This is a genomic window from Pseudomonas laurentiana (assembly GCF_014648275.1).
Lineage (GTDB): Bacteria > Pseudomonadota > Gammaproteobacteria > Pseudomonadales > Pseudomonadaceae > Aquipseudomonas > Aquipseudomonas laurentiana.
The window spans coordinates 17,275-40,414 of the sequence record NZ_BMQU01000019.1 but is presented as its reverse complement, the minus strand read 5'-3'; the positions used below and the strand labels follow the sequence as shown (position 1 = coordinate 40,414).

22 protein-coding genes are annotated in these 23,140 nt (G+C 60.1%); 13 read left to right on the top strand and 9 right to left on the bottom strand.

Going from position 1 to position 23,140, the window contains the following annotated elements; translation table 11 throughout:
* Positions 1-3 precede the first annotated feature (3 nt).
* Positions 4-192, bottom strand: coding sequence for a hypothetical protein (locus IE038_RS18620; protein WP_065758527.1), 189 nt, complete (start codon positions 190-192; stop codon positions 4-6).
* 149 nt (positions 193-341) lie between these two features.
* Between IE038_RS18620 and IE038_RS18615 the strand changes: the two genes are divergently transcribed.
* From IE038_RS18615 to IE038_RS18600, 4 genes are all read left to right on the top strand, one after another.
* The gene (locus IE038_RS18615; RefSeq protein ID WP_163932091.1) at positions 342-800 is read left to right on the top strand and encodes a hypothetical protein; all 459 of its coding nucleotides are present in this window, start codon (positions 342-344) and stop codon (positions 798-800) included.
* 301 nt (positions 801-1,101) lie between these two features.
* Positions 1,102-1,491 carry a Mor transcription activator family protein gene (locus IE038_RS18610; RefSeq protein WP_163932094.1) on the top strand — a complete coding sequence of 130 codons (390 nt, stop codon included), beginning with the start codon at positions 1,102-1,104 and terminating at the stop codon, positions 1,489-1,491.
* Positions 1,492-1,537: 46 nt separating this feature from the next.
* Entirely contained in the window at positions 1,538-2,182 is a 645-nt protein-coding gene (locus IE038_RS18605) for a DUF2589 domain-containing protein (RefSeq protein WP_163932097.1), read from the top strand.
* 67 nt (positions 2,183-2,249) lie between these two features.
* Positions 2,250-2,822 carry a DUF2589 domain-containing protein gene (locus IE038_RS18600; protein WP_163932100.1) on the top strand — a complete coding sequence of 191 codons (573 nt, stop codon included), beginning with the start codon at positions 2,250-2,252 and terminating at the stop codon, positions 2,820-2,822.
* A gap of 1 nt (position 2,823) precedes the next feature.
* On the opposite strand, the gene IE038_RS18595 is transcribed toward IE038_RS18600, so the two are convergent.
* The 3 genes from IE038_RS18595 to IE038_RS18585 form a co-directional block, all read right to left on the bottom strand.
* Positions 2,824-6,498 (bottom strand): translocation/assembly module TamB domain-containing protein, encoded by a 3,675-nt coding sequence (locus IE038_RS18595; protein WP_189396085.1) that lies wholly within the window; start codon positions 6,496-6,498, stop codon positions 2,824-2,826.
* Positions 6,495-8,234 carry an autotransporter assembly complex protein TamA gene (locus IE038_RS18590; protein ID WP_189396084.1) on the bottom strand — a complete coding sequence of 580 codons (1,740 nt, stop codon included), beginning with the start codon at positions 8,232-8,234 and terminating at the stop codon, positions 6,495-6,497. The genes IE038_RS18595 and IE038_RS18590 overlap by 4 nt, the downstream gene beginning before the upstream one ends.
* Before the next feature lie 63 nt (positions 8,235-8,297).
* The gene (locus IE038_RS18585; protein ID WP_163932111.1) at positions 8,298-8,948 is read right to left on the bottom strand and encodes a GNAT family N-acetyltransferase; all 651 of its coding nucleotides are present in this window, start codon (positions 8,946-8,948) and stop codon (positions 8,298-8,300) included.
* A gap of 160 nt (positions 8,949-9,108) precedes the next feature.
* Here IE038_RS18585 and xthA point away from each other — a divergent pair, with 160 nt between their 5' ends.
* Entirely contained in the window at positions 9,109-9,921 is an 813-nt protein-coding gene (xthA, locus tag IE038_RS18580; protein ID WP_163932102.1) for an exodeoxyribonuclease III, read from the top strand.
* A 112-nt stretch (positions 9,922-10,033) separates the two neighbouring features.
* Here the strand turns inward: xthA and IE038_RS18575 are convergent, their stop codons facing one another.
* A complete protein-coding gene (locus IE038_RS18575; protein WP_189396083.1) occupies positions 10,034-10,582 on the bottom strand; it encodes a hypothetical protein in 549 nt (182 codons plus the stop codon).
* Positions 10,583-10,764: 182 nt separating this feature from the next.
* On the opposite strand from IE038_RS18575, the gene IE038_RS18570 reads away from it, so the two are divergent.
* Positions 10,765-12,087 carry a substrate-binding domain-containing protein gene (locus tag IE038_RS18570; RefSeq protein ID WP_189396082.1) on the top strand — a complete coding sequence of 441 codons (1,323 nt, stop codon included), beginning with the start codon at positions 10,765-10,767 and terminating at the stop codon, positions 12,085-12,087.
* On the opposite strand, the gene IE038_RS18565 is transcribed toward IE038_RS18570, so the two are convergent.
* A complete protein-coding gene (locus IE038_RS18565; protein WP_163932104.1) occupies positions 12,081-13,313 on the bottom strand; it encodes an acyl-CoA dehydrogenase in 1,233 nt (410 codons plus the stop codon). The two genes, IE038_RS18570 and IE038_RS18565, sit on opposite strands and share 7 nt — an antisense overlap.
* Before the next feature lie 138 nt (positions 13,314-13,451).
* Here IE038_RS18565 and IE038_RS18560 point away from each other — a divergent pair, with 138 nt between their 5' ends.
* From IE038_RS18560 to mapR, 5 genes are all read left to right on the top strand, one after another.
* A complete protein-coding gene (locus IE038_RS18560; RefSeq protein ID WP_163932106.1) occupies positions 13,452-14,378 on the top strand; it encodes a LysR family transcriptional regulator in 927 nt (308 codons plus the stop codon).
* 94 nt (positions 14,379-14,472) lie between these two features.
* Positions 14,473-14,898, top strand: a complete 426-nt coding sequence (locus tag IE038_RS18555) for a MerR family transcriptional regulator (protein WP_065758515.1) — start codon at positions 14,473-14,475, stop codon at positions 14,896-14,898.
* Positions 14,895-15,794, top strand: a complete 900-nt coding sequence (locus tag IE038_RS18550; RefSeq protein ID WP_189396081.1) for a hydroxymethylglutaryl-CoA lyase — start codon at positions 14,895-14,897, stop codon at positions 15,792-15,794. The genes IE038_RS18555 and IE038_RS18550 overlap by 4 nt, the downstream gene beginning before the upstream one ends.
* 777 nt (positions 15,795-16,571) lie before the next feature.
* Positions 16,572-17,984 carry a cytochrome c oxidase accessory protein CcoG gene (gene ccoG / locus IE038_RS18545; RefSeq protein WP_189396080.1) on the top strand — a complete coding sequence of 471 codons (1,413 nt, stop codon included), beginning with the start codon at positions 16,572-16,574 and terminating at the stop codon, positions 17,982-17,984.
* 39 nt (positions 17,985-18,023) lie between these two features.
* Positions 18,024-19,433: a GntR family transcriptional regulator MpaR gene (mapR, locus tag IE038_RS18540; RefSeq protein ID WP_189396079.1), complete on the top strand. Its 1,410-nt coding sequence runs from the start codon at positions 18,024-18,026 to the stop codon at positions 19,431-19,433.
* Positions 19,434-19,445: 12 nt separating this feature from the next.
* Here mapR and IE038_RS18535 read toward each other — a convergent pair whose 3' ends face one another.
* Positions 19,446-20,192 carry an SDR family oxidoreductase gene (locus IE038_RS18535; RefSeq protein ID WP_163934606.1) on the bottom strand — a complete coding sequence of 249 codons (747 nt, stop codon included), beginning with the start codon at positions 20,190-20,192 and terminating at the stop codon, positions 19,446-19,448.
* Positions 20,193-20,476: 284 nt separating this feature from the next.
* On the opposite strand from IE038_RS18535, the gene IE038_RS18530 reads away from it, so the two are divergent.
* The gene (locus IE038_RS18530; RefSeq protein ID WP_189396078.1) at positions 20,477-20,905 is read left to right on the top strand and encodes a DUF411 domain-containing protein; all 429 of its coding nucleotides are present in this window, start codon (positions 20,477-20,479) and stop codon (positions 20,903-20,905) included.
* Positions 20,906-20,915: 10 nt separating this feature from the next.
* Positions 20,916-21,350: a YqaA family protein gene (locus IE038_RS18525; protein WP_163934607.1), complete on the top strand. Its 435-nt coding sequence runs from the start codon at positions 20,916-20,918 to the stop codon at positions 21,348-21,350.
* A 13-nt stretch (positions 21,351-21,363) separates the two neighbouring features.
* Here the strand turns inward: IE038_RS18525 and IE038_RS18520 are convergent, their stop codons facing one another.
* Positions 21,364-21,945, bottom strand: a complete 582-nt coding sequence (locus IE038_RS18520) for a DinB family protein (protein ID WP_163934610.1) — start codon at positions 21,943-21,945, stop codon at positions 21,364-21,366.
* 10 nt (positions 21,946-21,955) lie between these two features.
* Positions 21,956-23,074, bottom strand: coding sequence for a cell division protein ZapE (gene zapE / locus IE038_RS18515; RefSeq protein WP_189396103.1), 1,119 nt, complete (start codon positions 23,072-23,074; stop codon positions 21,956-21,958).
* Between the last annotated feature and the right edge of the window lie 66 nt (positions 23,075-23,140).

Genomic DNA, 23,140 nt, shown 5'->3' with positions numbered 1-23,140 from the left:
GAGTCAGAGTTTGACCTTGCGGCGCATGATGCCGTTGACGATGACCACGACGACCGCCACGCCGATGGCAATGTACTGGAACACCTTTTCGCTGATCACACCGTCTTTCTGCAGATAAGACAGCCCCAGCATGGTTGCCAACACCAGCAGGGACAGCAGGATGGAGTATTTAAGGCGTTGGCCTTGAGTCATGTGGGTTTCCTTGAGGCGTTGGAGACAAAAAATCAAACGCGAATCATACAACGTCCATCCCGATCACAAGGATATTTTCCCGGTTCTGCCCCACCAGCCAACTTGCAAACATGAGCGCTCACGCACTTACGCCTCGCGGAGCCCCCCTCATGCGCATACCTTCCCTGCTCAGTATCGGCCTGCTGGTCTGTATTGAGGCTCAAGCACTGCAAACCGTAGACCTCGATCCTTCACACCTGAAGCAACTCGGTACCGGCCTAGCGAACAGCGCAGGCAACAGCCAATGGCAGCAGTTGTGGCAACGCTCTCGACAGGCCGGACACCTGGGCAGTCCGGAAACACAAGAAGCCTTCACCGTCACCATGAGGGAAATTCCGCCGCTGGTGAGAGCCACATTGACCTCGGCCGATAGCGCCCAAGGGCTAAAGAAAACCCAAGCCCTGTACCGCCGCGACTTCGCCCCACAGGTCGTCGGCGCACGTGGTGATACCCCACTCACCGCCATCTGCCTATGGGTCGACTGGCGGTCCTTTCCCGACAATGCCTTACCTCGCCAAACCGCACTGATGGCTCAAGTCAACTTGTTGATCACCCATCCTTGCGACTGACGCTGGTAGACCCAAGCAGCGGCATTGCCATTGTGGTGACTGACCGAAAAGCGGGGCTTTGCGCCGACTGCTCTGGTGAATACCCACATACCTTCGCCATTTTTCCCACCGAATATAAGCAGGAACAGCTACTGGCAGAGACCCGCTTGCTACCTAGATCTTTTGTCGTGCAGTGCCCGAGAATCATCCCATGACGCCAACCAACGCATTCAGCCGGTACGGCAGTACCGGTCGGGCTGAAGGTTGATGGCCAATACACAACGCAGGCCTGAATGGCCTGCCCATTGACAAGGAAGTGCTCATGGAACTCAGCGACCTGAACCGCATCGACATCACGCAACTGCCTCATTCCCTACAAGCGTTGATCGCCTGTGTCGGGCTGGAAAGCGCGTACCGCTTGACCTGCATCTACGGCGGCAGGCCCAAGTACATTCCCAAGCATCCGGGCCGCACAACGCTGGCCGATGTGCTGCCCAGCGAACAACTCGAGGCCTTGATCAAACGCTACGCGGGCACTGCGCTGGAGATTCCCAAACCCGACCATTTCAACCGGCAACTGCGTAACCAACAGATTCAACAGGAAAGCTCGCACGGCCTGTCCCGTAGCGTGCTGGCCGACAAATACGGCCTGAGCCTGCGCCAGATCGGCAACATCAGGCGTCAAGAGGCTCACGCTCGCCACACCGCCTAACGGTAACCGCGCACTGACGCGCACTTCACGATAAGGAAATCGCACCATGGCAACTATCGATAACAGCCTCATCGGCTCGGTCATGAACGCACTGCCACTGGATCGGATGATCTCCGGGCCGCTGCAGGCCATGATTCAGGCGCAGGTCAGCGCCAGTAAATCCTACGCAGACTTCCTCATGGGCGTCTGCATTCAAGATGGCAAGGCGGTCGCCATCCAATTCGACTACGAAGAAACCCTCACGGACGAACAGGGTGTCTATCAGGGTACCGTCGCCAAGAAAATGCAGATCCCCCTGCTGGCGGCTGTCACCCACCCGAACATCGCCATTGAAGAAGGTAACATCGAGTTCGAGCTGACCATCAGCCAGCAGGCCGAAAGCAGCACTGAAACCGGTGGCAGCGCTGAGTTCGGCGCCTCCATTGGCTGGGGCCCGTTCAAGATGAACGTCAAAGGCCAGGTCAGCCACAAGTCAACACAAACCCGCAAGACCGACACCCGCGCGCGTTACGCATTCAATACCCGTGTCAAACGCCAGGATCCACCAGAAGCCTTGATGCGGGTCATCGACATCCTGACCGATGCCGCCACCAAGCCCGTCATGCTTCCCAACACCGAGGCGCAGAACAAGGACGCCTTGCCTGAATCCAAACTGCCGATGCCAGACCAGGTGCAACAGACCACCGTCTGACACGCTACAGCAGGCTCCGCTCTGATGAGCGGAGCTTTCCCGTCCCTCGCCAAAGGAGCCCAGCCTCTTGGAACGCAGTCCTAACGACAAAGAGCCGCTTGCTACCTGCGATCTGGCTGACATTACCCGAGGTCTGCAGGACGCCGCAGCGGCGGCGAACAACCTGATCGCCCAACAGTACATCAAGCTGTTTGACCAGTTTTTTGACTATGACGCCGAAGCGTTGGGCGCCCCCATGAAGGCCAAGATGGTCGATGTTGCCATGGATGACCGGCATACCCTGAGCATCCCACTGATCACCCTGGTATCACCCCGCGGCCTGGCCCTGGAGCGGATGCAAGTCGACCTCTCGGTAAAAATCCAGAACACCGAGCTGGCCGATGCAAGCCACGTACTGGAGAACAGCGCGCTCAAGCACGAACGGTTCATGGTCACCGTTGGCGCTCAGAACAAGCGCCAAGGCGATCATCGTGACCCGGACGAAGTACAGATTCGCATGCAGTTTCAGGCCTGCGAACCGCCCGAGGCACTGAATCGACTGATCGAAGAGTACACCCAACTGATTGTCCCCAGCCGCCAACCCACCCCTGCACCGCCGTCCACAGACAACGAGTTCATCGCCGCCGCAACCGTTCGCTGACTCAGAAGTCGCGCTTGTAGAACAGATCAAGCGAGCTGGCGATCCCACTGGCGGCTTCCAGGTAGAGCTTTTTACTCAGCAGGTAGCGCAAGGCAATGGTGTTGGCCGGCTCGAAGACGCCCACGCCATAGCGCAAGCTCAAGCGCTCGGTCAGGTTGCCACTGGCGACCACACTGGTGCTGGCGCCACTCCCCTGAGTGTCGAGCTGGAAGTCGTCGATACCCAGATTCTTCGCGAGGCTGCCGGTCAGGTCCGAACTGCCAGCCAGTCCCAAGCCCAACGCCGCTTGCGCAAGCATGTTGTTGTCTTCACCGGTACTGCCCAACGGTCGCCCCAACACCAGGTACGACAAGGCCTGTTCCTGGCTCATCGCCGGCTCGGAAAACACCTGGGTGGTTGGCTGTTCGGCACTGCCGCTCAGGCGGATACCGGCGATCACGTCATCGGTCTTGCGCACAGCCTCGATATCCAGATACGGCTGGTCGATAGGGCCGGCAAACAGCAATCGAGCACGACGAATGGTCAGGCGCTGACCATACGCGCGGTAACGGCCATCGACCAGGCTCAGCTCGCCGCGGGTATCGAGGTTGTCACCGATATGCACGGCACCGCGCAGGTTTGCACTCAAACCAAAGCCCCTGAACGACAATTTTTCCTGCCCTACCTCAACATCGACGTCCATGGCGACCGCCAGGGGTACCTTACCCGCCTCGGTCTGATGGCCGACGATCACCGTATCATCGGAGACCTTGACGGTTGAAGGCGGTAGTTCACGGATGCTGATCTTGCCCTTGGGCACCAGCACTTTGCCAGTGATTGCCAGCTTGTCACCTTGCAGGCCAATGCTCAGGTCAGGGGCCACCTCAAGCGCGGCGTAGGGTTCGACGTTGACCGGCAAGCGTTGGCCACGCACACGCAGATCGACCGCCAGCGCACGCGCCCAGCCGATCTGACCGTTCAACTGGCCCTGACCGCTCTCACCACTTTTCCACCCGCCCTGCAGTTGGACCTGCTCGCCAGCAACCACGGCACGCAACGTCAGCTCGCGCATGCTGACGGGCAATTCTGACCCGCTGACTTCGCCCTGCGACAGAATGAGGCTACCGTTGACTTGAGGGGCCAGCAGTGTGCCGGACACCCTGCCGCTGCCATTCAACTGACCGGCCAGACGTTCCACCATTGGAACGAAGGGGCGGGCGATGGAAAGGTCCAGTCCATTCAGACTGAACGTGCCACTGACCGGTTTGTTCTTCGCCAAAGGATCGAGGCGCGTATCCAGGTTCAGTTCACCCAGTCGTTCTCCACGAAACGCCAGACGAGTATCTACCCGTCGTGGGGCCAGGGTGCTGTCAAGACGCAGGGTCTGGTAAGGGAAGTCCAGCCATTGTCCTTTCTCACGCAGCCGAAACGTGCCACCACCAGCATCGACCTGAACAAGCCCCTTGGGGCCGCTGGCCGGCAGATCGAGGTTGATATCGGCATTGAGCAGGCCGTTCCAGGCGAAGTCTTTAGGTAACCATTGGGCCAGGCTCTGCAACGGGAACTGCTTGAGGTGATAACGCAACCTCGGCTCAGGCGCCAGACGCTGGTCTTCGCCACACAGGCTGGCGTCGCCCGAGCGCCAGCAATGCGCAAAAAAGTCGATCTGGCCATTCGCCAGACGCTGCAGCCGAGCCGGCGCCTGCAACTGCCAGTCTTGACCACCGGCCTGGATACGCCCACTGGCCAGGCGCCCTCGCCAGTTCTCCTTGTCCAACTGGCCATCCAGCGCAAGGTCAAGCACCAACTGCGGCCCTGATAGCCCCAAACTCAACTGCTGTTGACGCCTATCACCCTCCCCCTTGGCGGTCAGCGTGCCCAACGCCGTTTCACCCAACTGGATCGCACCCGCCTCCAGTTCAATCAGCGCACGCTGCGTCGAGTCCAGGTGCGCCCTGAGGTCCAGGCGTTGTAGACGGTTCTCGCCCTGGACTAACTGCTGCCCCAGCAACATCAGTTGGCCCTGCGGTGCCTTGAATGTACCCGCAACCTCCAGGCGCCCTTTCAAGCGACCTTGCAGTTGCGGCCAGAGCTGCCCCAAACGGGGCAGGTCAAGGTCGAGCTGGCCGGCCAAGCGCTGCTGAAGGCTGCCACTACCGTTGATATGGTTGTCCCCCAGACGTACATCCAGAGTGCCCAAGGTCCATTGCTCCCCAGCCCCCTCGGCCTTGACCTGAAGCTGTGCGGGCTGGCCACGCAGGCGGCCCTTCAGGTTCAAGTCGGCATCCAGGCGCAACTGGCCATCCTTGAACTCGCCCGTGCTGCGCAACGGCCCGGCCAGTGAACCTGGCAACTCGGCCAGCCAATACGCGGGATCAAGCGCAGACAGGGTCAGTGCCGTGTCCCAGGCGATGCCTTGGGCGAACCGCAGCGTGAGGTGACCGGATGCCTTGCCCTGCCCCGCAGTCAGGACAAGCTGTGGCAGCTCGATCGCCGTGAGATCGCCGTTGAACGGACTGCTGACCTTGAGCGCACCGGCCGGTCCATCCAGGTCACCGGCAAAATCCCCTTCGTAACGCCCTTCCTGGTAACGGACCTGGCCATTGAAACGACGCAGGGTGACCTGGGGCGCTTCATCCATCGGGTAAAGGCGCAACCAGGGGAAGTCCAGCCACTCAACCTGAGCGCCGGCCTTGATGCCCTGCTGCCAGTCGGCAGTGGCCTTGAGCGCGAGGTACTGCTCGGCAGCGGCATTAAGATCAAGGGCCGACAATTCAGCGCCACGGGCATCGACCCGGCCTTGCAGGGCCAAGGCTATCGGGCCCTGCAAGGCCGGCAGGCTGGCATTGCCCGCGAGCCGGTAACCGGCGCTCAGGTCACCTTCACCGGTTAGCAACACCTGATTGAGCTGGAGGGTATCAGGCAGGTCGGCACTCGCCTTGAAGGCATCGGCGCTGATACGCACCTTGGCCGGCAAGTTCGCTGCCAGCGGCTGTAACTGCCCGTCAAGCCGCCCTTGTAAATAGCCCGTACTGTCGGCGCCCACCCGCAACGTCTGCTGCAGGTCACCGTCCACCTTCAGAGCCAATTGCCACGACTGCCCATCCACGGCCGGCAATTGCAGTTGGCCGGTGGCCTGCAAAGGCCAGTCGCCCTCAGGCTGCAACGTCCCCTGCAAGGTCAGGTGCAATTCCTCTCGCTGAACCTGCAAGCGATCAATACGCAGGCCCTGGATGCCCCAATGGGCCGCCAGTTGCAACTGACTCAACTGCTCGTTGCCATCCAGCGTCAGTCGACCAACCTGCAGCTCACCCAGTTCGATGCTCAGCGGCAGTGCCAAGGCCGGCAACTGCAGCGGGCCGCTGTCTGTCGAAGGTTCGCCGGGGGCAAACGCCAGGTCCACCCGCTCGGCACGGAGTTGCGTTACGCATAGGGTCATGCGCAACAGGCAGGCGGGCGACCACTCCAGCAGCGGCTGGGTCAGCTCAACCCGGTTACCCGACTGCTCCCACAACAAGCGCTTGGCCTGCCACTGCCCTGCCAGCCGCCCCTGGAAGTCGTCCAGTTGCAACCCTGGTACCCGGCTCAGTACCCAACGACTGCCTGCCTGCGTACCCAGTACCGCGACCACGCCGAAAACCACAATCAGCAGTCCGCTGACCAAGCCGATAGCAATCCCTTTAAACACACGACTCACAGTTCCGGCCCCATGGAAAAGTGCAAACGAATACCGCCCTCGTCATCCAGCGCGTGGGCGAGGTCCAATCGCAGTGGACCCACCGGAGAGACCCAGCGTACGCCAAGACCGACGCCGGTCTTGAGGCTTGGCAACTCCAGACTGTTGAATGAGTTGCCTTGATCGACGAAGGTCGCCACGCGCCACTTCTCGGCAATCGAATACTGGTACTCAACACTGCCGGCCACCAGGTAGCGGCCACCAATACGGTCACCATCCGAGTTCTTCGGCGACAGCGTCTGGTAGTCGTAACCGCGCACGCTCTGATCGCCACCGGCGAAAAAACGCAACGATGGCGGCATTGATTTGTAGCCGTTGGTGGCACTGCCGCCAAACTGCACCCTGCCCAGGAAACGGTGATTCTGCCCAAGGGTGGTCAAGCCCTTGAGCAGGACATTGCCATGCACCAGGTTGGTATCCGAGAGTACACCTTCCTTCGCGACCTGCGTGTCGAACTGCAGGCGGTAGCCATTGTGCGGATCAATGCGGTTGTCGCTACGCAAGTAGGCGTAACTGACACCCGGCATCAACAGGTTGCTCAGCCCGGAGTCATCACCCAGGCGGTATTCCTCGCGCTGCCACTTGAGCGAAATCACCCGTTGCCAACCACTGGGCAACTTGCTGTGCCATTCCGGGCCTACCGTCAGCAGCTTGCTGAGGCTGTCGGTGTTGGCGATTTCTTCGTTCTGATAACCGCCGGCAAAACGAAACTTGTCGGTCAGCGGCGGGTCCAGAGGCACGTCGTACCACAGGCCGACGTTCTGCCGGGGGGCCGAGACTTCTGTCTCGACACCATAACTATGACCTTCAGGGTTAACCCAATGGCGCGTCCAGTTAGCCTTGGCACGAGGACCGACGTCCGTCGAGAATCCCAGGCCCAAGCCCATGGTGCGGGGCTTGCGGGTCTGCAACTGAACCGCCACCGGGATCGTCTGGCCCACCGCTGCCGTCGGCGCAGCATCGACCCGCACGCCTTCAAAGTAGCCACTGGACTGCAAGGCGTTATTGAGCTCGGCAATCAGCTCAGAATCATAGGGCGCACCGTCCTGAAACGGCACCATCCTGCGCAGCAGGTCCTCGTCGAAAGGGCTGTCGCCAGTGAACTGAACCTTGCCCAGGGCGTAGCGCGGGCCGCTGTCATAGACCAGTTCGATATCCGCGACCCCGGCCAGTGGATCGACAGCCAGACGCTGGCGAAGAAAACGGCCACTGAAAAAACCGTAGCGCGAAGCCTGATTCTGAATCAACCGCTTGGCGTCCCCATAGTGCCCATGGTTGAGCACCTCACCCGAGCGCAAGTAGCGGCTGTTAGGTATGCGAAAGGCCTTCAACTGACTGGCCGGGCCTTCAATACGCACCGTGATGTCACGAAGCCGGATGGGCTCACCAGGTTCAACCTTCAGCACCAGACGTGGACCTTTGTTCGCCTTGGCTGGGGGTTTGACTTCGGTTTCGATGTGGGGCTGGTAGTACCCCAGCGCCTGGGCGGCTTTTCTGGCCTGCTCGACGGCGCCGCGACTGAAGCGCATCAAGGCCTCTTCGTCACGGTCGCCGAGGCTACCAATGTAACCTTCGATATTGTCCTTGAGCTCGCTATTGGCAGGCTCTATCCGAACGACCAGTTCACTTTGCGCACAGACGGCGAAGCTGGCGATGCATAGAATCAAACCGCAGGTAAAAGGTGCTAAATACGTCATAAGCCCCGATGCTACCAGAGCTTGGCGGCAGCCGGGCGACCATAGCCATCGCTCACGGTTCGATTACGCCCCGATCTGCCGGGAATGCTGGGGATTCGGGTGAAAAAAAACGTGCTCACGAACAGGCCCTACCGCTATTTCACCAATTTCCTGATAGCCCTGCCGTGCATAAAACGCCAGGTAATGCTCATTGCCGGTGTCCAGGACAATCCCTTGGGAATGTTCATCTTCAGCACACCAGTCGTGTAATGCCTGAAGCAACTGCTCCCCGTAGTGCTGGCCCTGGAATTGCGGATGAATACCCAGCAGCGGCAGCATGTGAACCGCGTCAGTAGGCAGGCAGGCCATCAGTGCCGCCTGGTAATCCAGGTAGCGGCGCGTGCAGTTGAACCCGGCGCTGAGCAACATGCGCATCCGCCAGGCCCAGCTTTCCGTGACACTGAGCCGACGTTGTGGTGGCGCAATCAGTGCAACGCCAATCAAACGTTCCCCGATCAACAGCCCCAGCGCGGGCAGTTCTTGATAGAAATGCTGGCATACCAGCTCTCGCACCGTAGCCCGGATACGGTGGTCGTACCCAGGGCGCGCCGCCTCGAAAAGGTAGGCGAAGGTCGGCTCATGACGGTAGGCATGGTAGAGCAATGAGCGGGTCTCATGACTGTAGCCCCCATCGAGCAAGCGGACTTCAGCCGTAACGGCAGTCGATTCGGACATCATGGAACCCTCCAGGCCTGGGCATTCATTGCCATCAAGGTGCGCGCTACGCTGGCGCGCCCTCGTGAAGCACGTTAGCAGGCGATCTGCATGGCCGCCATGCTGGTCGTAGCCGGCGATGTCAGCTAGCATCCTGACTTTTACCAGGATTGTTGCTTCCATGAAGATCGTCTCGTTCAACATCAACGGCCTGCGCGCCCGGCCCCATCAGTTGGCCGCGTTGATCGAAAAGCACCAACCGGACGTGATCGGCCTGCAAGAGACCAAGGTGGCGGACGAGCAATTCCCGCTGGCTGAAGTCCAAGCACTGGGCTACCACGTGAGCTTCCACGGTCAAAAGGGCCACTACGGCGTCGCCCTGCTCTCGCGCCAGGCGCCGCTAAGCCTGTTCAAGGGGTTCAGCACCGACGAGGAAGACGCCCAGCGACGCTTCATCTGGGGCACCTTCGCCGACGCCGATGGCACACCGATCACCATCATGAATGGCTATTTCCCCCAGGGGGAAAACCGCGATCACCCCACCAAGTTCCCGGCAAAACAGCGCTTCTACAGCGACCTGCAAGCCCTGCTTGAAAGTCAGTTCCAGAACCAGCAACCCTTGGTGGTGATGGGGGACGTGAACATCTCCCCGGAAGACTGTGACATTGGCATCGGCCCCGACAATGCCAAGCGCTGGCTCAAGACCGGCAAGTGCAGCTTCCTGCCGGAAGAGCGCGAGTGGATGGCCCGACTGAAAAACTGGGGGCTGGTTGACAGCTTCCGCCACCTGAACCCCGACGTCTGCGACCGTTTCAGTTGGTTCGACTACCGCAGCCGTGGCTTCGAGGATGAACCCAAGCGTGGCCTGCGTATCGACCTGATCATGACCTCTCAAGGGCTGCTGCCACGGGTCAAGGATGCCGGAGTCGACTATGAACTTCGTGGCATGGAAAAACCCTCGGACCACGCACCGATCTGGCTGGAACTGAGCTAAGACCCGCCCTGGCTTGCCTGCATCCCACACATGTGTGGCGCGGGCTTGCCCTCAATGCAAACACCGCGAACGCCCTGCCCGTCACCGCCGCCATCGCAGGCAAACCCGACATTCAGTCCAGCTTGAGCTGGCTGATCGTGTCTTTGTCAGCATCCCTGTACTGCTCCGGGGTCATCTCCTTGAGATTGGCGACCGTCCGCTCGTAGCGGTTTGCGGAAGCACATACGTGCGCCTCAAATCGACTGGGGCCACGGCTGTCCGGATCTTCGGCCAGACGCTTGGTTTCAAGCGCCTCACAACGCTCCGTGTACTGCGCAAGGCTCGCCTTCGACGCCTCAAGATGAGCGGCCTGGTCCTTTTCGGCTTGCGCGAGAGCAGCCTTTTCCTGTTTTTCACGGATATCCGCCGCAAGGTCCAGGACGTCCTCGGCGTCCTTGCCATCCAATGCCTTGGCCATTCGGGCACGGTCGAGTCCGTATGCCTCCCTGACTACCGTCAACGCCCGGTCATATGCCGCCTTCTGTTCCAGATCCATGTCCTCGCTCATGCCCACCATCGACGCCGAGAATGTCGCCTCGCTGGTACTGTCGATGTGCCCCGCACACGCCGTAAGCAGTACGAAGGAAGAAACCAGTAACGTCACACTTAACCGTTGCACCATCGGTCGATCCTCACGTCAGGCGTTTGGCCACAGAACGCCACTCGAAGCAGGTTGTTCTGTGAGGGTAGTAGCCATGGCGTCGACGTTCCATTCAGCCAGGATGCTGGGCGCTTCGTCATCTTGCGGTCATCGTACTGTCTTAATCTTCCGGCACGACTTTTCAGCCGCGAGCACCCATTGGCATGTTCCCCCCCGTTTTTCGCCTGCTACTCAGCCTGTTGGCCGCACTCCCGGTCGCCGCGCACGCGGAGCAGACCGTGTTGCGCCTGCAGGGCTCCAACACCATCGGCAGTGTGTTGGCACCCGCATTGGTACGCGGCATGCTGCAAGCGCAAGCCGTGCAGGATATCCAGACGCTGCCCGGCGCGGTTGCCAACGAAGTCCAGGTAAAAGGCCGCACTGCACAAGGACAGTTGATCCAGGTGAGCATCGCAGCCCACGGTTCGAGTACCGGTTTTACTGCGCTTAAAACCGGTGACGCCGACCTTGCGGCGGCCTCACGCCCGATCAAAGACAGCGAGCTTGTAGACCTGGAGGCGCTGGGCGACCTGAAAAGTGCCGAGGCCGAACAGGTCATCGCCCTTGATGGCGTGGCGGTCATCGTCCACCCGGACAATCCTTTGCCGCAATTGACTACCGAACAATTGGCCAACATTTTCGCGGGCCGCATTACAACCTGGGAAGCGTTGGGCCTGGGCAGCGGACCGATCCGTTTGTACGCCCGCGACGATCGCTCCGGTACGTTCGAGACCTTCAAGAGCCTGGTACTCGATACCCATGATCTGACGCTGGCAACCAGTACCACTCGGTTTGAATCGAGTGAACAGTTGGCCGCCGAAGTCCGTCGTGATCGCCAGGCGATTGGCTTCAGCAGCTTGAGTTCGGTGCATGGTGCCAAAGTCCTGGCCATCGCCGACGGTGCAGCGAGTGCGATGTTACCAACGCCTGGGTTGATCGCCAGCGAGGATTACCCGCTGGCCCGCCGGTTGTACTTTTACCTGCCACCCGGCCAGCACAACCCATGGGCTCAAGCGCTGATTCGCTTTGCACAAAGCGAATCCGGCCAGTCCATCGTCACCGCCAGCGGCTTCATTGCCCAAACCATTCAGGCGATGCCGGTACGGGCCAATGCCGAGATGCCGGCAGCCTATCGGGGGCTGCTTGAACAGGCACAACGGCTCTCGGTGAATTTTCGCTTCGCCGAAGGCAGTGCCACGCTGGACAACAAGGCCCAGGCCGACCTGCAGCGGGTGGTGGCGTACCTCAAGCGCACCGGCAAGCTCGATCAGAAGATCAGCCTGGTAGGGTTCGGTGACGCCAAGAGCGACCCGGCGCGGGCAACCCTGCTGTCCAAATTGCGGGCCATGGCCGTGCGCCGCGAACTGGCGCGCCAAGGTGTGACCGCCAGGGAGATCCTTGGTCTGGGCGCCGAGCTGCCGGTGGCGGCGAACGACCAGGACGAGAGCCGCCTTCGCAACCGCCGGGTTGAGGTCTGGGTTTACTGATGCTCGCGGCGCGGGTGCTCCCGCGGTGCGTACTTGCCAATCTCGTACTTACCGACCGCGGCCCGGTGGACTTCATCCGGGCCATCTGCCAATCGTAACGTGCGCTGCATCGCGTACATGTAGGCCAACGGGAAATCCCCGGAAACGCCGGCTCCCCCATGAATCTGAATCGCCCGGTCGATCACCTTCAACGCAACGTTCGGTGCCACGACCTTGATTTGAGCGATCTCGCTGCGCGCGACCTTGTTACCCACTGTGTCCATCATGTAAGCGGCCTTGAGGGTCAACAGGCGGGCCATGTCGATCTCCATCCGCGAGTCAGCGATTCTGTCGATGTTACCGCCCAGCTGCGCCAGCGGCTTGCCAAATGCGCTGCGCTCCACCGAGCGCTTGCACATCAGTTCCAGGGCACGCTCCGCCATGCCGATCGAGCGCATGCAATGGTGAATGCGACCGGGGCCGAGACGGCCTTGGGCAATCTCGAACCCCCTGCCCTCGCCCAGCAACACGTTGTCATAGGGGACGCGGACATTCTCAAAGTGCACTTCAGCATGGCCATGAGGCGCATCGTCGTAACCGAACACCGGCAATGGCCGAACGATGTTCACGCCGGGCGTATCGGTGGGCACCAGGATCATCGAATGTTGTTGATGACGCGGCCCCTCCGGGTTGCTCAAGCCCATGAAGATCATGATCTTGCAGCGCGGATCGCAGGCACCGGACGTCCACCATTTGCGCCCATTGATGACCCACTCGTCGCCATCACGTACCGCCGTGGCTTGCATGTTAGTGGCATCGGACGACGCCACGTCCGGTTCAGTCATGGCGAACGCAGAACGGATCTCACCCCGCAACAAGGGCACCAGCCACTGCTGCTTCTGCGCCTCGCTGCCGTAGCGCACCAACACTTCCATATTGCCGGTGTCCGGTGCCGAGCAGTTGAATGGCTCCGGCCCCAGCAATGAGCGGCCCATGATCTCGGCCAGCGGCGCGTACTCCAGGTTAGTCAACCCAGCCCCCAGCTCCGACTCAGGCAAGAACAGGTTCCACAAGCCTTCGGCCTGAGCCTTGCGCTTGAGCTCCTCCATGATTGCAGTCGGCTGCCAGCGATCACCCTCGGCGACCTGACGCTCGAAGACCGCTTCGGCCGGGTAGACATAGGTATCCATAAACGCCATGACGCGCTCGCGCAACGCCTGGACCTTGGGTGAATAGGCGAAATCCATTGACGGTACCTGCTGCGTAAAAAGGGGACTGAGCAGACTGTAGTTCACCGGCCAAAATCCACATAACCTATTCTCGGCGTGTATAAACATTCATAACCGATATATGATCGAGCCATAACACCTACAAGAGCAGCGCCCATGAACCTGAACAAGGTCGACCTCAATCTGTTCATCGTCTTTGATGCGATCTACACCGAAGCCAACCTGACCCGCGCCGGGCAGATCGTCGGCATTACCCAGCCTGCGGTCTCCAACGCCCTGGCACGGCTGCGTGACACCTTCAACGACCCCCTGTTCGTGCGTACGGCCCAAGGCATGGTGCCTACACCCATGGCTCAGAACATTATCGGCCCGGTGCGTAATGCCTTGTCGTTGCTGCGGGTGTCGGTACAGGAAAGCCGGACTTTCAACCCACTGCAGGCGAACAAGACCTTTCGTATCAGCATGACGGACCTGACCGAAGCGCTGATTCTGCCGCCTTTGTTCCAGCGCCTGCGACGTCTGGCACCCGCTGTGGTCATCGAAAGCTTCCTGTGCAAACGCCGCGAGACCACCAAGGAACTGGCCGCTGGGCGCCTCGATTTCGCCGTCGACGCCCCGCTCAACACCGACCCGCAAGTGCGTCATGTAAAGCTGATGCAGGACCAATATGTCTGCGCCATGCGCCAGGGCCACCCGCTGGCCAAGGACACCCTCAGCCTGGATGAGTACATGAGCCTGACCCACATCCATATTTCCAGCCGCCGCAACGGCCTGGGGTATGTCGACCTGGCGCTGGGCAAGATGGGCCTGCAACGCAAGATCGCCCTGCGTTCACAGCATTACCTGATGGCCTCGCACGTGTTGCAGCAGACCGACATGGTGATGACCGTGCCGGAGCGGTTTGCCCGCCGCCACCAATTGAATTTCACACCCTTGCCGGTCAACGATGTCCCGCCTCTGGAAACTCACCTGTACTGGCACGAGAGCACCGATCAGGATCCGGCCAACCGCTGGATGCGCGAGCAGATCATCGAACTGTGCCAGCGAGTCGTCGCGAAAGAAACGCAGCAAGAACAGGCCTGAACTGAACGCCTATTGCGTACACAATGACGATCCGGCTTGACGTATACGTAAAGCTGCCTTTAGGTTTAGCCCATGCACCTAGCCGAGCCTTGCCATGAGTAGCCAGACGTACAGTATTTCCGACCTGTCCCGCGAACTGGACATCACCACCCGCGCCATTCGCTTTTATGAAGAACAGGGATTGCTCAGCCCCGAACGTCGGGGCCTGGAGCGTATCTATACAGCCCGCGACAAGGTCAGCCTGAAGCTGATCCTGCGCGGCAAGCGAATCGGCTTTTCGCTGGCGGAGTGCCGCGAGCTGATCGAACTCTACGACCCCAGCAGCGGCAACCAGAAGCAGCTCAACAGTATGTTGGCGAAGATCGCCGAGCGGCGTGCCCAACTGGAACAGCAGCTACTGGATATCCAGCAGATGCAACTGGAACTGGACACTGCCGAAGAGCGCTGCATACAGGCGCTGGCAACCACCCTGAACAATCAGAAAAGCGCCGTTGAGGCGTCACAGGAACCTTCCCAATGACAATGCCCGAGAACGTTCGCCTGGTCGAAGTCGGCCCCCGCGACGGCTTGCAGAACGAAGCCCAGCCGATCAGCGTGGCAGACAAGGTACAACTGGTCGATGACCTGACGGCTGCGGGGCTTGGCTACATTGAAGTCGGCAGCTTCGTCTCACCAAAGTGGGTACCGCAGATGGCGGGGTCCGCCGACGTGTTCGCCCACATCCAGCAAAAAGCCGGTGTTACCTACGCCGCCCTGGCACCGAACCTGCGCGGTTTCGAGGATGCCCTGGCCGCCGGGGTCAAGGAAGTTGCGGTCTTCGCTGCAGCCTCTGAAGCGTTCTCTCAGCGCAATATCAACTGCTCGATCAGCGAAAGCCTGCAGCGCTTCGTACCGATCATGGACGCTGCACGCCAGCACGGCGTGCGTGTACGCGGCTATGTGTCGTGTGTACTGGGCTGCCCTTACGAGGGTGCGGTAAGCGCCGAGCAAGTGGCCCCGGTGGCCCGCGAGCTTTACGACATGGGCTGCTATGAAGTCTCGCTGGGTGACACCATCGGTACCGGCACCCCAGGCGCAACCCGCCGGATGTTCGACGTGGTTGGTGCACAGGTACCACGAGCACAACTGGCCGGCCACTTCCACGATACCTATGGCCAGGCACTGGCCAACGTCTATGCCAGCCTGCTGGAAGGGATTGCCGTGTTCGACAGCTCGGTCGCCGGGCTGGGTGGCTGCCCTTACGCCAAGGGCGCCAGCGGTAACGTGGCCAGTGAGGACGTGCTGTACATGCTCCAGGGCCTGGGCATCAAGACCGGCATCGACCTGGATGCACTGATTGCAGCCGGCCAACGGATCAGCGCCGTACTGGGCCGCGCCAGCGGTTCACGTGTTGCCCGCGCACGTAACGCCCAGTAATCCCGCAGCGGTAACAGCCGGCCTCACAGCCAGTGTTACCGCTCCCACGTTTTTCAGGGAAAAAACGGGTAACACGGAAACAAATCGACAGAATCTCCCGACCAGCCATTCCAGCAAAATCGCTAAACCGTTGATTTTATTGGCTTTTAAAAAGTTGGCACGGCACCTGCTATATGTTTGGTACAACAACAATAAAAAATGTGACAACCCAATAAAAACAAGACGTAACGACTCTGGCATAACAAGAACAACCACGGCAGAGACGCAGCTAACAGATTTTTTTGGAGATGATGTGCTTTTCGGGGGCGTGCCCCACGACCAGACACAGAGAACAATAAAACTACCCCAAGGTAGCGCCTGTCAGGTTGTATCAGCAATGATGAAAGCAGATCAGCGCTCAAAAAAATACGTTTGCTCTTGATCCCGGATGGGGATCGCCCGCAACACAGAGGTCGTGGCCGACAAAAACAACAAAAGGCCACCCTCACAATAATAAAAAGAGCACGCAACAATCTTTGAGGGGAGCCTAGGCTCCCCTCAGTGCTTCCTGCCCCTTGAAAAATATGCCCAGCCAACCACTCATCAGTACCTCTACAACAGGTGCGGTGGATAGTCGCAGGCAAATCACGCATAACGGCCAAAGGCAGGCGGTGTGCGGCCTACGCGTCCGCTCAACTGAATCTGATACGGTTTTTATCGCAATACCTGAGCCTGTTATGCAAACAGATGGCTCGCCATAGTGCTCTGGCCTGATCGAGGCCTGATGAGCGACGAACCATGAGCGATAGAATCCCCGTCCAGATCGTTGAGATTGCCGAGCCCTCCCCCGTCAAGAAGAAGGCCGCCAGCAGCGATGGACACATTCACACCCGCAGCTTCACCGGCCTGTTCCGCAACCTGCGCATCGGCGGTGCCGGCTTTCTTTTCCTGCTGTTTTTCGGCACTGTCTGGCTGAACTGGGGCGGGCGTCAGGCCGTCCTCTGGGACCTGGCCGAAAGCAAGTTCCATATTTTCGGTGCCACCTTCTGGCCGCAGGATTTCATCCTGCTCTCGGCATTGCTGATCATCTGCGCCTTTGGCCTGTTTGCAATCACTGTATTTGCCGGGCGCATCTGGTGCGGGTACACCTGCCCACAAAGCGCCTGGACGTGGGTCTTCATGTGGTGCGAGAAAGTCACCGAAGGCGAGCGCAACCAGCGGATCAAACTGGATGCCGCCCCCTGGACCCTGAACAAGCTGGCCCGCCGTTCGGCCAAGCACACCCTGTGGCTGACCATTAGCGTGCTGACCGGGCTGACCTTTGTTGGCTACTTCACACCCATCCGACCGTTGGCCGAAGAGCTCTTCACCTTGCAACTGGGCGGCGTCAGCCTGTTCTGGATCCTGTTTTTCACCGGGGCGACCTACATCAATGCCGGCTGGCTGCGTGAAGCGGTCTGTATGCACATGTGCCCCTACGCACGCTTCCAGAGCGTGATGTTCGACAAGGACACCCTGACTGTTGCCTATGATCCGCGACGCGGTGAATCACGCGGCGCACGCAAGAAAGACGTCGACCACAAGGCCAAGGGCTTGGGCGACTGTATCGACTGCCATATGTGCGTACAGGTTTGCCCGACCGGCATCGATATCCGTGACGGCCTGCAAATGGAATGCATCGGCTGTGCGGCCTGCATCGACGCCTGCGACTCGATCATGGACAAAATGGGCTATGACCGCGGCTTGATCGGTTACAAGTCCGAACACACCCTGCAAGGAGGCAAGACCCATTGGTTGCGCCCGCGCTTCCTCGGTTACTGCACCGTACTGGTGGTGATGATCGGTGCCCTGATGATGGCCTTGAACCAGCGCCCAATGGTCTCGCTCGATGTCAGCAAAGACCGCGGACTGTTCCGTGAAAACAACCTGGGGCAGATTGAAAACATCTACACCCTCAAGGTCATCAACAAGACCCAGCAACGTCAGCAGTACCGCCTACGCCTGGTCGATAGCGAAGGCTTCGTGCTCCACGGCCAGACTGAATTCAGCCTGGCACCGGGTGAGATCAGCGACTTGCCGGTCTCGGTAGCCATGCTCGCCGACCGTCCAGACAGCAGCTCCAAGGAAATCGGTTTTGAAATCGTCGACCGTGATGAGCCCGGGGTGTACAGCATCGCCCGCAGCCGTTTTGTCGCGCCGTTGAACCGCTGATCACATACACTCCGTGTACTCAGAACCTGCCGAGCCATGATGAAACGCTACGAGAAATTCGCCGACGATATTGCCGAACTGATCCGTTCCGGGGTGCTCGGCCCCGGCCAGCGGGTACCGTCGGTGCGCTATGCCAGCCAGACCCACGGTGTCAGCCCGTCCACGGTGTTCCAGGCTTACTACCTGCTGGAGCGTCGCGGGCTGATCCGGGCCCGGCCACGCTCAGGCTATTTTGTGAATGCCCACGCGCCACGCCAGTTCAATGAACCGCAGGTCATCGAACAGGCCAGCGAGTCCACCGACGTTGACGTTAGCGAACTGGTGTTCTCCATTCTCGACTCGATCAAAGACCCGCAAACCGTCGCCTTCGGCTCGGCCTTCCCAAGCCCGAGCCTGTTCCCGCTGCCACGCCTGGCCCGGTCGCTGGCCAGCGCCAGCCGGGAAATGGACCCGCGCATGGTGGTTACCGACCTGTCACCGGGCAACCCGCAGCTGCGTCGACAGATTGCCCTGCGCTACATGGTCGGTGGTTTGATGCTACCGATGGAGGAGCTGCTGATCACCAACGGCGCCCTGGAGGCGCTGAACCTGTGCCTGCAAGCCGTCACCGAACCCGGCGATCTGGTGGCCATCGAGGCGCCTGCCTTCTATGCCTGCCTGCAGGTGCTCGAACGGTTGAAGCTCAAAGCAGTGGAGATTCCCGTTCACCCCAGCGAAGGTATCGACCTTGGCGTCCTTGCCCAGACACTGGAACGGCATCCGGTCAAAGCCTGCTGGTGCATGACCAACTTCCAGAACCCGGTAGGCGCCAGCATGCCGGATGAGAAAAAGAAGCAGCTGGTGGAACTGCTGCGTCAACATCAGGTGCCACTGATCGAAGATGACGTCTACGCCGAGCTCTACTATGCCCAACAGGCGCCTAAACCAGCCAAGGCGTTCGACACCGATGGCCTGGTGATGCACTGCGGCTCCTTCTCCAAAAGCCTGGCACCCGGATACCGCATAGGGTGGGTCGCCGCCGGTCGCTACGCCCAGAAGATCGAACGGCTCAAGCTGATGACGTCGCTGTGCGCCTCGATGCCGGCACAGGCAGCCATTGCCGACTACCTGCAACACGGCGGCTATGACCGCCACCTGCGCAAACTGCGCTATGCCCTGGAAGAACAGCAGAGCGCCATGCTCGCTGCAATTGCCCGGCACTTCCCGGCGCAAACACGGGTCAGTCATCCGGACGGAGGTTACTTCCTATGGCTGGAGTTGCCGGAGCAGATGGACTCTCTGAAGCTGTTCCAGATGGCCTTGGCGCAGGGCATCAGCATTGCGCCGGGGCCTATTTTTTCGGCCACCCAGCGCTTTCGTAACTGCATTCGACTGAACTACGGCAGCCCCTGGACCGAGCAATCTGAAAAAGCCATGGAGACGCTGGGGCGAATCGTCCGCTCGTTCTGATCTGCAGGCGCTTCATCGACCACCGCCGAGGTCGATGAAGCTGCCGGTGGAATAGGAGGCTTTGTCTGACAACAACCAGATAATCGCCTCGGCCACTTCTTCGGCCTGTCCGCCGCGCCCCATCGGAATGCTGGACTCAAGCGTGCTGACCCGGTCCGGGTCGCCACTGAGCGCGTGGAAATCGGTGTGGATGTAGCCAGGGCGCACCGCATTAACCCGCACACCTTCACCCGCCACCTCCTTGGCCAGCCCTACGGTGAACGTGTCCAGCGCACCTTTGGAGGCGGCATAATCGACGTACTCGTTGGGCGAACCCAGCCGGGCGGCCACCGAAGATACGTTCACGATACTGCCCCCCAATCCGCCGTGACGGGTCGACATCCGCTGCAGCGCATGTTTGGCACAGAGCATCGGCCCCACCACATTGGTCTTCATCAGCTTGAGTAGACGGAACTCGGACATGTCCTCAAGCCGACTCGAGTGCCCAATGGTCCCGGCATTGTTGACCAGCGCCGTTACCCGCCCCAGCTCACTGTCGACCCGATGAAACAACTGGATGACTTCGTCTTCGACACTGACATCGGCGCGAACGGCAATCGCCTCGGCACCCAACTCGCGGACCTCTGCCAGCACACGCTCGGCGGCCTGATCGTCGGCGTGATAGTTGATGCACACCCGATAGCCCTGTCGCGCCGCAAGACGTGCGGTGGCGGCACCAATGCCACGGCTTGCGCCGGTGATGACGATGACATGCTGCATGGAGACTCCTTGCTCAATAACCCTTACTTATTCAAGGCTAACGCCCCGATCAGGCCGCTGACAACACCTTACAAATCTGTAATCCAATGCTCAGCTTTCTGACAGGGCAAACGGGCTAGAATCGCGCCCTCAGCGTGATCGCTGTCTCCCGCTCCGTTACAGAGGGGATGAGCCAGCGGCAACAGGCCGCGCTGCGCCTGAAGGCCAATTCCGCTATTCTGCCGACTAACCGCTGGGCACTCGAACACGCGTCGCGCGCCAACTTCCGGATCTGGAGATTAACCATGCTGACCAAGAAAATCGCCCTGTTTGGCCTGCTGGCCTTCAGCACCCTGACGCAAGCCGGGCAGACCATTGATGTCTACCGCGACCCTAGCTGCGGCTGCTGCAAGGCATGGATCAGTCACCTGCGGGACAATGGCTTTACGGTCAATGACCACGTCGAACCGAACATGAGCGCGGTCAAAGAACGCTTGGGCGTCGCGCCGCGACTGGCTTCATGCCACACCGGTGTCATCGATGGAAAATTCGTCGAGGGCCATGTCCCCGCCGAGCAGATCAAGCTGCTGGCCAAGCGCCCAGACCTGAAAGGCCTGGCTGTTCCGGGCATGCCAATGGGGTCACCCGGCATGGAAATGGGTGACCACAAAGACGCCTACCAGGTCATCGGCCTGACCAAAGACGGCACTGACGAAGTGATCGCCACGTACTGATCACGTGTTCATGCTCAGCCACTGGGGGCTGTTTCTCAGTGCTTTTGCGGCAGCGACACTGCTGCCCATGCAGTCCGAAGCGGTATTGGTGGGCTTGCTGATTGGCGAGCCCGAGGCAGTGCTAAGCCTGCTGCTGATTGCCACACTCGGTAATGTGCTGGGCTCGGTCGTTAACTGGTTATTGGGCCGTGGTATAGAACAGCTACGCGACAAACGCTGGTTTCCGTTCAAGCCCGAACAACTGAACAAGGCGCAACAGCGCTACCAACGTTACGGTCAGTGGTCGCTGCTGCTGAGCTGGATGCCGGTGATCGGCGACCCGCTGACCCTGATCGCCGGGGTAATGCGCGAACCGTTCTGGCGCTTTCTGTTACTCGTCAGTCTGGCCAAGGGTGGTCGCTACCTGATACTTGCGCTGTTCACCCTCGGCTGGATACACCGTTGATACTGGCACCGCACTAGCCCCAGATCTGTTCCTCTGTCCAACCCAGCTCGGCAAAATCCTGAGCCCTCAGGTCAGATTCCTGCGCAAAGAAAAACTCGTCGAGCTGCGGTGGCGGTATTTCAGTCTCGGCGAGCATCGCGTGCACTTGACCACGGTGGTGGATCTGATGCTGAAACAGGTGCGCCAGCAGCCGCAAACGTTGCTCACTCTGCACACGTCCAGGCCGAACAATGCTGACCTCTCGCTGCAACTGATGGTCGTGCAACTGGCTGCAGTAGGCGATCAGACGGTGATCTACCTGCGCCTGCTCACGCTGCAGTTGGTCACAGCTTTCGAAAATCTCCTGAGGCTCGAAGAGTCCTTCGGCCTCAGTGTCCGGAGGTTCACCGCGGTGTTCGCACTCCAAGGCTTGGAGGTAGAAACTGTCGACCTGCAGAATGTGCTCAAGCGTGGCCTTGATTGACGGGAAGAAGCCGCAGCGTGGCGCAACGAAATCATCCTGGGTCAATTGCAGGCAAGCCTTGTACAACCGGTGATTGGCCCAGGCATTGTTGTAGGCCATGGTCAGCAAGTGATGCGACAGTGGCTCGGCCATGATCAGCTCCTCAGCAGAAGCGTTGCAGTTGCATCTCCCGCAAGCGGCTCAACGTGCGCCGGAACGGGAATTCCAGATACCCTTGAGTGTAGAGCGCTTCCAGCGGTACCTGCGCCTCCAGGTACAAGGCCACCCGACGGTCGTAACACTCATCGACCAACGCGATAAAGCGCCGCACACCATCATCCTGTACCGACAACTGCGGCAACTCACGGTCACCTGCGGCGACCCGTTCGACGCCGTCCTCAGTGCCACGCGCAATTTTTGCCGGCCGCTGAATCGCGCCAAGGGCGGGTACCTCGCTCAGCAGAATCGCCTGGAAGCGGTCGCACAAGGCTATGAACTCCGGCGCTGCCATCGGCTGCTCGCAGAGGTCAGCATAGCGGCACCACAGTACTTGATCGCTGCGCTGCACCACCTGCACGCTACGGTGCTCGACAGAAAGTGGTTCAGTGGTCCACGCGGCATCGCCACAGAAACTGGCAAACACTGCCCCCAGCGCACTGCGCTCGCCAGGCTGTTGCACCCAATAGCGCTGCTTGGCCGCCCCTGGGTGCAAACGGTGATCCTGCCCGCCATCCACAGCGACGACCTGCATATGCTGCTCAATCGCCGCGATGGCTGGCAGAAAGCGCTCACGATTGAAGCCGTCCTGATAGAGCTGTTGCGGCGGCTGGTTAGAGGTGGCAACGACAACGACGCCCTCTTCGAACAAGACCTGGAACAGTCGGCCCAGAATGATCGCATCACCAATATCGTTAACGAACAGTTCGTCGAAACACAGCACCCGAATCTCTTCAGCCAAAGCGCGCGCCAAGGCCCGTAACGGATCAGCCGTACCGTTGAGCTGGAACAGACGCTGGTGCACCCAGCGCATGAAGTGGTGGAAATGCTGGCGCCGCGCGGGCTGTCTCAGGCTGCGGTGAAACTGGTCCATCAACCAGGTCTTGCCGCGCCCCACCGGCCCCCAAAGATAGACGCCACGTGCTGGCACACCCTGTTCCAAGGCGTCGAAACACGCCTGCAGGGCCGTTGCGGCCTGCAACTGGGCAACATCGGCGACAAAGCCATTGCAGGCAATCGCCTGCTGATAGAACTGCAACGGTGAAGGTTGGCTGAAGCCAGACATCAGGAGCGTCTCAGGCAAAACGCCAAGCCTAACGCCCGGCAACGTCAGAGCGCCAGCATTACGCGA

What these genes read in the sequence shown, in the direction of transcription:
- IE038_RS18620 (WP_065758527.1), bottom strand. Translation starts at nt 192, where the DNA reads ATGACTCAAGGCCAACGCCTTAAATACTCCATCCTGCTGTCCCTGCTG.
- IE038_RS18615 (WP_163932091.1), top strand. Translation starts at nt 342, where the DNA reads ATGCGCATACCTTCCCTGCTCAGTATCGGCCTGCTGGTCTGTATTGAG.
- IE038_RS18610 (WP_163932094.1), top strand. Translation starts at nt 1,102, where the DNA reads ATGGAACTCAGCGACCTGAACCGCATCGACATCACGCAACTGCCTCAT.
- IE038_RS18605 (WP_163932097.1), top strand. Translation starts at nt 1,538, where the DNA reads ATGGCAACTATCGATAACAGCCTCATCGGCTCGGTCATGAACGCACTG.
- IE038_RS18590 (WP_189396084.1), bottom strand. Translation starts at nt 8,234, where the DNA reads ATGACGTATTTAGCACCTTTTACCTGCGGTTTGATTCTATGCATCGCC.
- IE038_RS18585 (WP_163932111.1), bottom strand. Translation starts at nt 8,948, where the DNA reads ATGTCCGAATCGACTGCCGTTACGGCTGAAGTCCGCTTGCTCGATGGG.
- xthA (WP_163932102.1), top strand. Translation starts at nt 9,109, where the DNA reads ATGAAGATCGTCTCGTTCAACATCAACGGCCTGCGCGCCCGGCCCCAT.
- IE038_RS18575 (WP_189396083.1), bottom strand. Translation starts at nt 10,582, where the DNA reads ATGGTGCAACGGTTAAGTGTGACGTTACTGGTTTCTTCCTTCGTACTG.
- IE038_RS18570 (WP_189396082.1), top strand. Translation starts at nt 10,765, where the DNA reads ATGTTCCCCCCCGTTTTTCGCCTGCTACTCAGCCTGTTGGCCGCACTC.
- IE038_RS18565 (WP_163932104.1), bottom strand. Translation starts at nt 13,313, where the DNA reads ATGGATTTCGCCTATTCACCCAAGGTCCAGGCGTTGCGCGAGCGCGTC.
- IE038_RS18560 (WP_163932106.1), top strand. Translation starts at nt 13,452, where the DNA reads ATGAACCTGAACAAGGTCGACCTCAATCTGTTCATCGTCTTTGATGCG.
- IE038_RS18555 (WP_065758515.1), top strand. Translation starts at nt 14,473, where the DNA reads ATGAGTAGCCAGACGTACAGTATTTCCGACCTGTCCCGCGAACTGGAC.
- IE038_RS18550 (WP_189396081.1), top strand. Translation starts at nt 14,895, where the DNA reads ATGACAATGCCCGAGAACGTTCGCCTGGTCGAAGTCGGCCCCCGCGAC.
- ccoG (WP_189396080.1), top strand. Translation starts at nt 16,572, where the DNA reads ATGAGCGATAGAATCCCCGTCCAGATCGTTGAGATTGCCGAGCCCTCC.
- mapR (WP_189396079.1), top strand. Translation starts at nt 18,024, where the DNA reads ATGAAACGCTACGAGAAATTCGCCGACGATATTGCCGAACTGATCCGT.
- IE038_RS18535 (WP_163934606.1), bottom strand. Translation starts at nt 20,192, where the DNA reads ATGCAGCATGTCATCGTCATCACCGGCGCAAGCCGTGGCATTGGTGCC.
- IE038_RS18530 (WP_189396078.1), top strand. Translation starts at nt 20,477, where the DNA reads ATGCTGACCAAGAAAATCGCCCTGTTTGGCCTGCTGGCCTTCAGCACC.
- IE038_RS18525 (WP_163934607.1), top strand. Translation starts at nt 20,916, where the DNA reads ATGCTCAGCCACTGGGGGCTGTTTCTCAGTGCTTTTGCGGCAGCGACA.
- IE038_RS18520 (WP_163934610.1), bottom strand. Translation starts at nt 21,945, where the DNA reads ATGGCCGAGCCACTGTCGCATCACTTGCTGACCATGGCCTACAACAAT.
- zapE (WP_189396103.1), bottom strand. Translation starts at nt 23,074, where the DNA reads ATGTCTGGCTTCAGCCAACCTTCACCGTTGCAGTTCTATCAGCAGGCG.